Source organism: Streptomyces spiralis (genome assembly GCF_014654675.1).
Lineage (GTDB): Bacteria > Actinomycetota > Actinomycetes > Streptomycetales > Streptomycetaceae > Streptomyces > Streptomyces spiralis.
Genome location: NZ_BNBC01000093.1, coordinates 1 through 12,213 on the forward strand (window position 1 = coordinate 1; position 12,213 = coordinate 12,213).

The 12,213-nt window shown below is 70.0% G+C and carries 11 protein-coding genes and 2 pseudogenes; 9 read left to right on the forward strand and 4 right to left on the reverse strand.

Annotated features, from left to right (window positions below; all coding sequences use genetic code 11):
• The 6 genes and pseudogenes from IE318_RS43215 to IE318_RS43240 all read left to right on the forward strand — a co-directional run.
• Positions 1-275: pseudogene (locus IE318_RS43215) on the forward strand (transposase); the annotation flags it as partial.
• A gap of 110 nt (positions 276-385) precedes the next feature.
• On the forward strand, positions 386-1,594 hold the full coding sequence (locus tag IE318_RS43220) for an RNA-guided endonuclease InsQ/TnpB family protein (protein WP_189908318.1): 1,209 nt from the start codon (positions 386-388) through the stop codon (positions 1,592-1,594).
• A gap of 574 nt (positions 1,595-2,168) precedes the next feature.
• On the forward strand, positions 2,169-2,708 hold the full coding sequence (locus IE318_RS43225; protein ID WP_189908319.1) for an ArsR/SmtB family transcription factor: 540 nt from the start codon (positions 2,169-2,171) through the stop codon (positions 2,706-2,708).
• 17 nt (positions 2,709-2,725) lie between these two features.
• Entirely contained in the window at positions 2,726-4,000 is a 1,275-nt protein-coding gene (locus IE318_RS43230) for an MFS transporter (protein ID WP_229904183.1), read from the forward strand.
• A 251-nt stretch (positions 4,001-4,251) separates the two neighbouring features.
• Positions 4,252-4,419: a hypothetical protein gene (locus IE318_RS43235; protein WP_189908321.1), complete on the forward strand. Its 168-nt coding sequence runs from the start codon at positions 4,252-4,254 to the stop codon at positions 4,417-4,419.
• Between the two features lie 163 nt (positions 4,420-4,582).
• Positions 4,583-4,888, forward strand: coding sequence for a DUF3759 domain-containing protein (locus IE318_RS43240; protein ID WP_030186724.1), 306 nt, complete (start codon positions 4,583-4,585; stop codon positions 4,886-4,888).
• Between the two features lie 263 nt (positions 4,889-5,151).
• Here the strand turns inward: IE318_RS43240 and IE318_RS43245 are convergent, their stop codons facing one another.
• Positions 5,152-6,612: an MDR family MFS transporter gene (locus tag IE318_RS43245; RefSeq protein WP_229904184.1), complete on the reverse strand. Its 1,461-nt coding sequence runs from the start codon at positions 6,610-6,612 to the stop codon at positions 5,152-5,154.
• Between the two features lie 206 nt (positions 6,613-6,818).
• Positions 6,819-8,261 carry an aldehyde dehydrogenase gene (locus tag IE318_RS43250; protein WP_189908323.1) on the reverse strand — a complete coding sequence of 481 codons (1,443 nt, stop codon included), beginning with the start codon at positions 8,259-8,261 and terminating at the stop codon, positions 6,819-6,821.
• A gap of 189 nt (positions 8,262-8,450) precedes the next feature.
• Here IE318_RS43250 and IE318_RS43255 point away from each other — a divergent pair, with 189 nt between their 5' ends.
• Both IE318_RS43255 and IE318_RS43260 read left to right on the forward strand, forming a co-directional pair.
• Positions 8,451-8,996: a TetR/AcrR family transcriptional regulator gene (locus IE318_RS43255; RefSeq protein ID WP_189908326.1), complete on the forward strand. Its 546-nt coding sequence runs from the start codon at positions 8,451-8,453 to the stop codon at positions 8,994-8,996.
• A 307-nt stretch (positions 8,997-9,303) separates the two neighbouring features.
• A pseudogene (locus IE318_RS43260) lies at positions 9,304-10,103 on the forward strand (SDR family oxidoreductase).
• A gap of 61 nt (positions 10,104-10,164) precedes the next feature.
• On the opposite strand, the gene IE318_RS43265 reads toward IE318_RS43260, so the two are convergent.
• On the reverse strand, positions 10,165-10,773 hold the full coding sequence (locus tag IE318_RS43265; RefSeq protein WP_189908324.1) for a flavin reductase family protein: 609 nt from the start codon (positions 10,771-10,773) through the stop codon (positions 10,165-10,167).
• A gap of 254 nt (positions 10,774-11,027) precedes the next feature.
• Between IE318_RS43265 and ku the strand changes: the two genes are divergently transcribed.
• The gene (ku, locus tag IE318_RS43270; RefSeq protein ID WP_189908325.1) at positions 11,028-11,801 is read left to right on the forward strand and encodes a non-homologous end joining protein Ku; all 774 of its coding nucleotides are present in this window, start codon (positions 11,028-11,030) and stop codon (positions 11,799-11,801) included.
• Between the two features lie 108 nt (positions 11,802-11,909).
• Here the strand turns inward: ku and IE318_RS43275 are convergent, their stop codons facing one another.
• Positions 11,910-12,092, reverse strand: a complete 183-nt coding sequence (locus IE318_RS43275) for a helicase associated domain-containing protein (protein ID WP_229904185.1) — start codon at positions 12,090-12,092, stop codon at positions 11,910-11,912.
• Positions 12,093-12,213: the final 121 nt, after the last annotated feature.

Below are 12,213 nucleotides of genomic sequence, written 5' to 3' on the forward strand. Positions count from 1 at the left end.
TGTGCGATCGACTCGGTGAACATGCGGGCCCTGAAAAGGGGGAGCTGACAGGCCCGAATCCTGTGGACCGGGGCAAGTACGGCTCGAAGATCCACTTGATCACCGAGCGGTCCGGTCTGCCCCTGTCCGTCGGTATCTCGGGTGCCAACGTCCACGACAGCCAGGCCCTGATCCCGCTCGTGCAGGGGATACCGCCGATCCGGTCCCGGCGCGGCCGACGGCGCCGCAAGCCGGGCAAGCTCCACAGCGACAAGGGCTACGACTACGACCACCTCCCTTGCGAGCGATGCGTGGTGTGATGCCGCGGCCGCGTAACCAGCGCCGCACTTACAGGCCGTCTCATTTGGTGAGTCTGCCTCACACGGAACCTGATACGATGTGAGGTGTGACGCAGCAGGTCAAGCGGGCTTTCAAGTACCGCTTTTACCCCACCGACGAGCAGGCAGCGGAGCTGTCGCGCACGTTCGGCTGTGTCCGCCTCGTGTACAACAAGGCGCTTCAGGAGCGCACGCGGGCCTGGTACGGCGAGCAGCGCCGTCTCTCGTACGTGGAGTCGTCGGCCGCGCTGACGCAGTGGAAGAAGTCCGAGGAACTGGCTTTCCTGGCCGAGGTGTCCTCCGTGCCGCTCCAGCAGGCGCTGCGCCACCTTCAGACGGCGTTCGCCAACTTCTTCGCCAGGCGGGCCAAGTACCCGCGCTTCAAGTCGCGGAAGAAATCCCGGGCGTCGGCGGAGTACACGCGCAGCGCCTTCAAGTGGTGCGACGGGAAGCTGACGCTGGCGAAGATGGCCGAGCCGCTGGACATCCGCTGGTCGCGCCCTCTGCCAGAGGGTGCGGTGCCGTCGACGGTTACGGTGTCCCGCGATGCGGCGGGGCGCTGGTTCGTTTCCCTGTTGTGCGAGGACACCATCACCCCCGCGCCCGCGACGAACGCGGCGGTCGGCCTGGACGCCGGGATCACGTCGCTGGTGACCCTGTCCACCGGGGAGAAGGTGGCCAACCCCCGGCACGAGCGCCGGGACCGCGCCCGTCTGGCCCGTGCCCAGCGGGAGCTGTCCCGCAAGGCCAAGGGCTCCAACAACCGGGCCAAGGCCCAGGTGAAGGTCGCCCGCGTGCATGCGCGGATCGCCGACCGTCGCCGGGACTTCCTGCACAAGCTGTCCACTCGGCTCGTCCGTGAGAACCAAACGGTCGTGATCGAGGACCTCACCGTCCGCAATCTGCTGAAGAACCACAAGCTCGCACGAGCAATCAGCGACGCGTCGTGGACGGAACTGCGCTTGATGCTGGAGTACAAGTGCGCCTGGTACGGGCGTGAACTCGTCGTGATCGACCGCTTCTTCCCCAGCTCGAAGCTGTGCGGGGCCTGCGGCATGGTCGCGGCGAAGCTGCCGCTGAACGTCCGCCAGTGGACGTGCGACTGCGGCGCGGTGCACGACCGCGACGTGAACGCGGCACGCAACATCCTGGCCGCCGGGCTGGCGGCGTCTGCCTGTGGAGACGGTGTAAGACCTCAACGGGAGTCCTCCCGGACGGGGCGGTCGTCGATGAAGCAGGAACCCCAGCGGGCGACCGCTGGAATCCCCCGCCTTTAGGCGTGGGAGGAGGTCAACCACGTTCCTCTGGAGGAACAGCCCCCCTTGCTGAAGCGGATTGCCACTTGGCTGCGACCCGGCGGCTGTTTCCTGGGCACCACCGGTCACAGCGCCTGGACCGGAACCGAGGACAACTGGCTCGGAGGAGGAGCCACCATGTGGTGGAGCCACGCGGACGCCGCAACGAATCGCACCTGGCTCACACAAGCCGGCCTGAACGTCGACCGTGAAGAGTTTGTCCCTGAAGGTGAGGGTGGGCATGCTTTGTTCTGGGCGCATCGTCCCTGAAGCACACTCGAATCACCCACCTCAAAGCCCGGCCGGTGAGACACACCGCTGATCGGGCACTCAGAGGCGACTTCCGTCAACCCCAAAACCAGCCGGACGCGCCGCCTATTGAAGGCTCTGGGAGGTCCTGGCGGCCCCGCGGGGCGGTCTTCAGGGAACGAGACACCTCACGGACCGGCAGCGGGTGGCGGGCTTGGACAGAAGATCTCGCGCGCGGACAGCAGATTCTGGACGTCCGCGCGGAATCCCCTTGCACAATGGTCAAGAATCGTTGACCATTGCTGGCATGCCTGCCGATGATCTTCCCGAGACGTTCCACGTCACCACCGACGAGCAGCTGCGCGCCGTCTCCAACCTCACGCGCCACCGGATCATGGCCGTGCTCCGCTTCGAGCCCGCGACGATCACGCAGATCGCCGAGCGGGTGGGCCTTGCGAAGGGGAGTTCCAGCTATCACGTACGGCTGCTGGAGCGGGCCGGCCTGGTGAAGGTGGTGCGGACGCGGAAGGTGCGGGGGGTCACCGAGCGGTACTACGCGATGGCCGCACGGTCGATCGTGCTGCCGGATCCGGGCGAGGGAGGGCCGGATGTGCTGATGCGCCATGCGGTGGCGGACCTGGAGGCAGCTCCGGCGGATGACGAGCGGCACGTACGGATGGCTCATCTGCGGCTCACCGACGAGCAGTTCGCGCAGCTGGGGGCGCGGCTGCAGGCACTGGCGGACGAGTACCAGGAGCTGTCCGATCCGTCGCTGCCGGACGCGTCACTCGTCTTCGCGCTTTTCCACCCGGCACCGCGCGAGCAGGCCGACGGGGGCGCCAAGTGATCTCAGACGTTCGGAAGTTGCCGACCGGGTTCGGACGGCTGTGGAGCGCGCAGACGATCTCCTCGCTCGGTGACGGGGTGTCGCATGCCGCACTGCCGCTGCTCGCGTTGACGTTGACGCGGAATCCGATGGCGCTCGCCGTCGTCACGGCCGCCGGGACGCTGCCGTGGCTGCTCTTCGGGGTGCTCGGCGGTGCGCTGGTGGACCGCTGGGACCGCCGGCGCACGATGTGGGTCATGGACGCGGCGCGTGCGGTGCTGCTCGCGATACCGGCGGCAGCGGCCGCGCTCGACGTGCTGAGCATCGGGCTGCTCGCGGCCGTCGCCTTCCTGCTCGGCCTCGGCGGACTCTTCTTCGACACGGCCGCCACGGCCTATCTGCCGGATCTGCTCGGCCGCGACCCCGCACTCCTGGAGCGTGCCAACTCCCGCCTGCGCGGAGCCCAGACCGCCATGTCCGGCTTCGCGGGGCCGCCTGCGGGCAGCGCGCTGCTCGCGCTCGGGCGGGCGGTTCCGCTGCTCGCCGACGCGGTGTCGTTCATGCTCTCCGCACTGCTCGTACGTACGCTGCCCGCCATGCCCCGGCCCGTGCCGGAGGTCCGCGAGTCGCTGCTGCGGCAGGCGAGGGCCGGGGCCTGGTACGTCTTCCGGGACCGGGTGCTGCTCGGGCTCGCGCTGCGCCCGGCGGTCGGGAACATCGCCTTCCTCGCCGTGGAGACCGTCCTCGCCCTCTTCGCGCACGACCGCCTCGGCATCGACACCTACGGCTTCGGCCTGCTCCTCACGGCGGAGGCCACCGGCGGCCTGTTCGGTGCAGGCATCGCCTCCTACCTCGGCCGACGACTCGGCACCGGCACCGCACTGACCTGCACAGCCGCCGTCGAAGGGCTTGCCATCCTGGGCCTGGCCGCTGCCCCGAACCCGTACGTGGCCGGGCTGGCGCTCGCCGTCTGCGGGGCCGGCATGGGCGCCACGATGGTGCTGGGGCCCTCCCTGAGGCAGGCGATCGTCCCGGCCCATCTCATGGGCCGGGTCGCCTCCACCTCCCGCATGCTGGCCATGTGCGCCGCCCCCGTCGGGGCCTTCCTCGGCGGCTGGCTGGCCACCACCTACGACATCCGCACCCCGCTCTACGCCGCCGCCGTCCTCCTCCTGGCGATGACGGCCGTCACGGCATCCATGACCAGCAACCGCCGGGTCGAAGCGGCGCTGCGTGCCGCCGCCCCGGCCGGCGGTCCAGATCACCCGGCATCCAAGGATCCCGTCCGGGAGAGCGCACCGGACTTGTTGTGACACCTGCCGCGACGCGCATCCCGCAGACGGTCGTTTGCTCGGAGGACACCGGCTGCGCAATGCAGCAGAGGGCCGTGTGCTGTCCGGATCGCCGTCGTTGCCGGATCGCGCATGCGTACGAACAAGAGATCACCCGATCGGCCTAGGCGGACCCCGTCCTGATGTGCGGCGTTGCCCATTCGGCGGCACGGTGGGCGTGACCAGGTTGCTGCCGAGCAGCAGTTGTGATCGCTGCTGTGCGGGGAGGCGTCGTGACCGTGATCGCACTGCTCGTCCCGGAGATCCTGCTCCTTGCGATGTTCGCGCTGACCGCCCTGGAAAAGCTCCTGTTCCCGCCGCCACCGCGGAACGGGCAGGAACAGGAGGCGGTCGAAGAACAGCCGGTCGACCCTCACCGGCTGCCTCGTTCACCGGACTGACGCAATGGCCCAGGCCTACCGCTCCTGCCTTGCGGCGCGTGTCGCGCCCGTCGGCCACCCGCTCGGCGGTTGCTGACGAGCGCGGCCCGGCCGGGTCGGGTTTGTCTGGGTGGTATCCGGCCGGCACGCAAAGTGCCTGGCCAGGTCTATGCGAGGAGAATTCGTGTCTCAGAGCATTGCGCAGTACAAGGACGCGCACACCGTCATCTACGGCAGCACCAGCCGGGACCGTCTCGTCACCGAGGAGCAGGCCGGCCACGCGGCAGCCTGGGAAGCCACCCGGAAGCTGAAGGAGTCCGGGCAGCCCACCGACGCGCAGAGCCTGCCCCACACCCTTCAGGCGCTGGCGCGTCAGCAGGCGGACCGGCTCCTGGTCGACCTCGGCCTGGACCACCTGGACGACGTGGAGGTCAAGCGCCACGCGGCGGCCGCGGCGGCGCGTATCGCCCCCGAGTTCGCCACCGCCTGACCGCGGCGCCTGCGCACCGCCGGATGCCGACGGCCATGAGCCACCGGTACCCGGCACCTCCGCCCCCTTCGGCCCTCCCTCAGCCGAAGGGGGCTACCGCCGGCCCCCTGGGCCACCCGACCTCTCCTGTGCAGCCCCGGGCTCGGGGCTCCCGGCCTCCGGCACCAGCGTCAGCCGGCAGCCGGTGCAGGTTTCTTCGGACCGCCGCTGAGGGCGGTCCGGACGTCTTGGAGGGATGGGGCGGGGACGGAGCCTCCACGGGGTCACCCTTGGTCGGCGGTGCTCCGGCGGGAGGAGCGCGAGGTGAGGAACAGGGCCAAGAGGGTGCCGGCGACGGCGAAGGGGGCGACCCAGAGGAAGCCGGCGCCGATGGCGCGCGCGAAGGCGTCGAGGACGGCGTGGTGGGCGACCGGCGGCAGGGAGTCCGTCGCGCCGGTCCGGGCAGGGTCGAAGCTGCTCGGCACGTGGATGCCGTGCTGGGCCGCGTGGTGCAGCCGGGTGGCCAGGCCGGTGTTGAGCAGGGTGCCGAAGACCGCGACGCCGAAGGCGGCGCCAGTGGACCGGGCGAAGGTGACGACAGCGCTGGCGGCGCCGATGCCGGAGGCCGGGACGGAGTTCTGCACGGCGGTCAAGACCACCATGGGCACCATACCGACACCCACGCCGGTGACCAGGAAGTACGCGCTCAGCACGAGGGCAGGGGTCTCGACACCGATGGTGCTGAGCAACAGCAGTCCGGCGACGTTGAGCACCATGCCGGCGATCAGGATCGCGCCGACCCGTGCGGGACGGGCGGCCCAGCGTCCGGCCAGTGACTGGCTGACGACCAGGCCGACGACCAGCGGCAACAGATACACGCCGGACAGGGTGGCCGAGACGCCGTGCACCACCTGGAGGTAGGTGGGCAGGTAGACCAGCACGCTGAACATCACGACGTTCGCCGCGAAGCCGATCAGCGAGCCGAACACGACGGTCCGCGAGCGCAGCATGGACAACGGCAGGACGGGCGCGGACGCGCGCCGCTCCACCGGCACCAGCAGCGCGCCGAGCACGATCGCGGCGACGATCAGGCCGATGATCCGTGCGGAACCCCAGCCCCAGCGCTCGCCGAAGGAGGTGACCAGGACGAGGGCGGTGGCGATCCCGGCGAGCAGGGTCGCGCCGGCGTAGTCGATACGGGCCTTGGCGGAGCGGGCCGCGGCGGGCAGCGCCCGGCCGGCCATCAGCAGCGCGACGGCGCCGATGGGCAGGTTGATCAGGAACGCCCACCGCCAGGAGAGCTGGTCGGTGAAGACGCCGCCGAGCAGCGGGCCCGCGATGCTGGCCACACCGTAGACGGAGCCGAACAAGCCCTGGTAGCGGCCGCGTTCGCTGGGCGCGACGATGTCCCCGACGAGCGCGAAGGTCAGCACGATCATGCCTCCGCCGCCCACGCCCTGCAGCGCGCGGGCGCCGATGAGCTCAGGCAGGTTCTGCGCCAGGCCGCAGGCGACGGAGGCCACCAGGAACAGCGAGGTCGCGGAGAGGTAGAGGCGCTTGCGGCCGAACATGTCGCCGAGCTTGCCCCACAGGGGGGTGACCGCGGTCGATGCCAGCAGGTAGGCGGCGCTGACCCAGGCGATGTCCGCGAAGCCGTTGAGGTCGGACGCGATGCGCGGCAGCGCGGTGGACACGATGGTCTGGTCGAGGCAGGCCAGCAGCACGGCAAGCACCAGCGCGCTCATGGCAGCGGTGCGCCTGCCGTGCGCGGCGGTTCCGGTGGCCGGCGGCGCGCCGGATGCGACAGACGCGGTGGGCTCGGCGGAAAGGGGGGCCGGTCGGGCCTCGGGGTGGGGCTGCGGCGCCTCTGAGGGTGCGGACGCCTGGGTCTGGGACATGGGTAAGCCTCCGGTCGGGGGCCGCGTTGCCCCGGCCCCCGTATGACGGGTGATCAGACGGTGACGGTCTTGTACTCGATGTAGGTGTTCAGGCCCGCGAAGCCGTACTCGCGGCCCAGGCCGCTGGCCTTGAAGCCGCCGAACGGGCCGTCGAAGCCGACGGAGGTGCCGTTGACCGTGACGGTGCCGGTCCGCATGCGGCGGGCGATCTCCAGGGCGCGGGCCTCGTCTGTGGACCACACGCCGCCGGACAGGCCGTACTCGGAGTCGTTGGCGATGCGCACGGCGTCGTCCTCGTCCTCGTAGGCGATGACGACCAGCACCGGGCCGAAGATCTCCTCCTGGGCGATCCGCATCGAGTTGTCGACGTCGGCGAAGACGGTCGGGGTGACGTAGTAGCCCTTCTCGAGACCGGCGGGCACCTCGGGGCCGCCGGTGACCAGGCGCGCGCCCTCCTTGACGCCGATCTCGATGTAGTCGCGCACCCGCTGCTGCTGGTCGCGGCGGATCATCGGGCCGATGAACGTGTCCGGGTCCTGGGGGTTGCCGACCTTCAGCGACTCGACGACCTCCTTGACGGCGTTCACGACCTCCTCGTAGCGGCTGCGCGGCGCGAGGATGCGGGTGTGCGCGATGCACGCCTCACCGTTGTTGAGCAGGGAGGAGAACTTCAGCCCCGCCTTGAACCTCTCAAGGTCCGCGTCGGGCAGGAAGACGGCGGCGGACTTGCCGCCCAGCTCCAGGCTGACCCGCTTGAGCTGCTCGCCGGCGATGGAGGCGATCCGGCGCCCGGCACGGGTCGAGCCGGTGAACGCGACCTTGTCGACGTCGCGGTGGGACACCAGGTGCTCGCTGGTCTCGCGGTCGGCCGGCAGCACGCTGATCGTGCCCTCGGGCAGCCCGCACTCGGCCAGCAGGTCGGCCAGCAGGCCCATGCTCAGCGAGTTCTCCGGGGAGACCTTCAGGATGACCGTGTTGCCGGCCAGCAGCGCCGGAATGATCTTCGCCAGGGAGGCGGAGAAGGGCGAGTTCCACGGGATGACGGCGGCGACGACGCCGATGGCCTCCCGGCGGACCACGCTGCGGACGGTGGCCGCGGGGTCGGTGGGTGTCAGGACCTCTTCCCAGGCCAGTTCCTCGGCCGCCTTCAGGTAGGCGTTGGCCTGGCGGGACAGACCCGGCTGCCCGGCGCGGGTGAACCAGCCCGCCGAGCCGTTCTCCGCCGTGATTACGGCGGCGATCTCCTCGGCGCGGGCCTCGCGCAGGGCGTTCAGCCTGCGCAGCACCGCGACCCGCTCGGCTGGCGGGGTGTTCGGCCAGGTGCCCGCGTCGAAGGCGGCGCGGGCGACGGCCACCGCGCGGTCCACGTCGGCCGGCTGGGCCTGGGCCGCGCGGCCGACAACGGACTCGTCGTGCGGGGACAGGATGTCGAGGAGCTCCGGGTTGCTCGGCTCGGTCCAGGTGCCGCCGATGAAGAGCCTGTCGAAGGTGATCATGTGCTTTCTCCAAAGTCACGTAGCGGAGGGGCTCCGCGCTAACTGTCACTTCAATGTAGCACTTAAGTGCGTGGAGGCCACATTGCTGTGACGATAGAAGGGTCTTTCCGCCCAGGGATGGCTACACTCAGGAGTGTGAGAGCCGACGCAGCACGTAACTTGGAAGCAGTCATGACGACCGGTGCGCGCATGCTGGCCGCCGATCAGGCGGCGAGCATCACCGCCATCGCGGCGGAGGCCGGAGTGGACCGGCGTACCGTCTACCGGCGCTTCGCCTCGCGCGAGGAGTTGCTGGCGGCTATCTACGAGGCCCGCCTGGCGGCCATCGAGCGGGCCACCGAGGAGGCCCGGCTGCGCGAGGCCCCGGTCACCGTCGCCCTGCACCGCTATGTCGAGGGCATCATCGGGGTCAACCGCACATGGCCGGTCGACCTGAGCCGGATGCTGGCCGAGGAGTCCATCCGTCGACGCCGCGACCGTTCGGTCCGCGAGCTCGCCGATTTCCTGCGCCGCGCCACGGACGAGGGCCTGATCCGCTCTGGGTTGCCGGACGGGTGGGTGAGCACGGTCCTGCCGGAGCTGATGAACATCGCCTCGCGGCAGCTGACGGACCTCAGCCCGGCGCAGGCCGCCGACATGGTGGTCGACACGCTTCTGAACGGGCTCGGTGCGGGCGCCACCGGGGCCGCCGCGCCGCGGTCCACCGCCCCCCAGGCCCAGCCCGCCGCACGCTGACGGGGACCACCCCGCGGACCCGCCAGGCCATAAGCGCGTGTCGCCCGCGCGGCACGGTCCCGGCCGCTGGCGGGGAAGCGAGGAGACCATCGCCCAGTGCGAGAACGAGATTCAGGCGCTGATGGAGGATGCACTCGCCCACGCGCGGACCGTCGAGGCCGACACCACGGTCCGCGACGCCGGTGAGGACGCGTGCGATTACTGGCCTCGCCTGTCCCGGCTGAGCTGCCGCCGTGGAGCGAACGGACGGCCGCCGGTCTCGACGGACCACACGACCGTCCTCGTCCGGGATACAACATGGCTCGTCATGGACCTGCACCTCAAGGACAAGACCGTGGTGGTCACGAGCGCGAGCCGGGGCATCGGCCTGGCCTTCGCGCGTGCCTTCGCGCGTGCCTTCGCGCAGGAGGGCGCGAATGTCGTGGCCGGGGCCCGCACGCCCGGCACCGGACTCGCAGAACTCGCCGACACCCACAATCTGGTACCCGTCGCGGGCGACCTGGCGACCGTCGAAGGGGTCGACCGACTGATCGCGGCCGCTGTGGACCGCTTCGGCGGCATCGACGTCCTGGTGAACAACGTCGGCATCCTCCATCCCCGCCTGGACGGATTCCTGTCGGTCACCGACGAGGACTGGCTCACCAACGCCAACGTCATGAGCGCTGTACGCGCATGCCGTGCGGCGCTGCCTTCGCTGGTGGCCGCCCACGGCGTGATCGTCACCGTCAGTCGGTCAACGCCTTCCTGCCCGACCCCGGCATCATCGACTACACCGCGTCCGAGGCGGCCCTGACCGACTTCTCCAAGGCCCTGTCCAAGGAAGTCGGCCCCCAGGGCGTGCGTGTCAACACGGTCGCCCCCGGCCCGGTGTCCACGGACATGTGGAGGGTCAGCGGCGGGCTGGCGGAGCAGGTCGCTGCGGCCATGGGCGTGGACCACGACACGGCCGTCGACCAGATCATCGCGGGCGCCGGCGGCTTCGACACCGGCCGCTTCACCCGCCCCGAGGAGGTCGCCGACCTCGTCCTGATGCTCGCCAGCGACCGCGCCGGCAACATCGCGGGCGCCGACTTCACCATCGACGGCGGCCTGATCAAGACCCTCTGACAGTCACCTGACGCCCGTCATCCGGGCCTTCCTCACCCTGGAGCAGCACCGCTGACGAAGCTCAGTGCGCGCCGGGCTCCTCGTAGGGGATGCGGCTCAAGTGGCGGATCTCGCCCAGAGTGCCCCATTCATCGCCGCCGAGCTTGGTGAGCGGGCGCAGCAGTTCGCTGCTGGGACGGTCATCGACGAGGATTTCCTCGTGTGCCGCGGCGCGGACCACCCGTCCGAAGATCAGGGTGGAGTTGCCCATGCGGAGGGTGGTGTGTGAACGGCATTCCAGAACCACATGGGAGGAGGCCACTCTGGGCGGCCGTACACATGTGCTGGCTTCGCGTTCGACGCCCGCAGTGTCGAATTCGCTGACCGACCGAGGGAAGTCGATGGCGGTGGCGTTGATCAGCTCCAGCAGTGGTTCGGACGAGAAGTTGACGACGAACTCCCCGGTGTCCTCGACGTTGCGCAAGGAGTCCTTGCGGCCGATCGAGGTGAACTGGACGATCGGGGGGTCGGTGCTGGCGATGCTGAAAAAGGAGTGGGGTGCGAGGTTCTCCGTGCTCCCATCGGCAGTGATCGTCGAGACCCAGGCGATCGGCCGCGGCACGACGACCGACGTCAGAAACCTGTAAAGGGCCGGTCTACTCATCGCCTCGGGGTCGAATTCGACGCGCATGCGGTCCAGTTTCGCCAGGTCCCCCGGTGAGGAGTGAGTAACACGCCGTTGACCTCAGACCGGCGATGGCGGTGGTCGCCTTTGGCGAAGGCGGACACGCGCCGCCGTCTGTTGGGCGAAAGCCGCAGGTCAGACTGGTCATCCGCGGTGATGGTTGGCCGCGCGTTCTGGCCGGCCGGCCCCAGCGCCCCCCTGCTGTAGGGGTGGCGCGCGACGGGGATGCGCGGTGCCTGCTGGCGGATGAGGCTGGAGGTATGAAGGCCGCCTGGTCCGGGATGATCCAGTTCGGGTTGGTCGCTGTGCCGATCAGGCTGTACGCGGCCACGCAGGAGCATCCTGTGCGCCTTCACGAAATCCATCTCGCCGACGGCAGCCGTGTCGAGCACCGCTGCTTCTGCAGGGCCGAGAACCGGGAGATCCCCCACGACCAGGTCGGCAGGGGCTTTGCCCTGGCCGACGGGCGCGTGGTGCCGATCACGGAGGAGGACCTGGCACACCTGCCCCTGCCTACACGGCGGACCATCGACGTGCTGGGTTTCGTGCCCTACGAGGACATCGACCCGATCAGTTTCGGACGGCCGTACTACGCAGGCCCCGGACCGGGCGACGACCGCCCGTACGCCCTACTGGTCGAGGCACTCGCCCGCACGGGCTACGTCGCCGTCGCCGAGCTCGCCCTGCGCAGCCGGGAGCGCCTGGCGCTGCTCCGGCCCCGCCACGGCATGCTCATCCTCCAGACTCTCCTGTGGCGGGACGAGCTACGCGACCCCGGAGACCTCGCACCCTGCACACCGGTCACGGACCGGGAACTGGAGCTGGCCGAGGTACTGATCCAGGAACTGGCCGGCATCAACATCAGGGATGTACACGACGAATACGCCCACGCGCTCGAACAGCTCGTGGACGCGAAGATCACCGGCGGTGAACTCGTCGAGCCGACGGAGCCCGCCCCCGCGCTGGACCTGCTGGCAGCACTGGAGAAGAGCGTCCGGGCTGCCGGACGGACACACGGCAGCCCGTCGACCTGAACCCCGGCGCCACTCCACTCAAATACAGGGCGGTTCCGTGCCGAGTGCGTTCGGCACGGAACCGCCCCAGACCCTAACCCTGCGCTCCCCGCTCACCTCCGCAGCGCCCTACCAGCGCATGCCGAGGGCATCGAGGTCGGCTCGTCGTTGCGGGCTCAGTGTCGCGGCGCGTCGGCGGGCGTTGTTCAGGAACTGGCCCAGGCCCACTGGCTCGCCGTCGACGTCCTCTACGTGTTTGCGGGGCACGGTCAGGTGGCCTTCGCGGGCGTGGAACTGTCGGGCGGCGGCCACTGGGAGGGCAGACGGCCCTCGACAAGGACATGCGGTGCCCTCCTCTAGTGACCTGAGTCAGAGGTTCGTCGTTGGTTTGGTGTGAATCGTCGTGGACCGAAGATCCCGCCGTTGTCGGTGA

Excerpts from the sequence above, each read along its gene's own strand:
- IE318_RS43225 (WP_189908319.1), top strand. The coding sequence starts at position 2,169 with ATGCCTGCCGATGATCTTCCCGAGACGTTCCACGTCACCACCGACGAG.
- IE318_RS43245 (WP_229904184.1), bottom strand. The coding sequence starts at position 6,612 with ATGAGCGCGCTGGTGCTTGCCGTGCTGCTGGCCTGCCTCGACCAGACC.
- IE318_RS43250 (WP_189908323.1), bottom strand. The coding sequence starts at position 8,261 with ATGATCACCTTCGACAGGCTCTTCATCGGCGGCACCTGGACCGAGCCG.
- IE318_RS43255 (WP_189908326.1), top strand. The coding sequence starts at position 8,451 with ATGCTGGCCGCCGATCAGGCGGCGAGCATCACCGCCATCGCGGCGGAG.
- IE318_RS43265 (WP_189908324.1), bottom strand. The coding sequence starts at position 10,773 with ATGCGCGTCGAATTCGACCCCGAGGCGATGAGTAGACCGGCCCTTTAC.
- ku (WP_189908325.1), top strand. The coding sequence starts at position 11,028 with ATGAAGGCCGCCTGGTCCGGGATGATCCAGTTCGGGTTGGTCGCTGTG.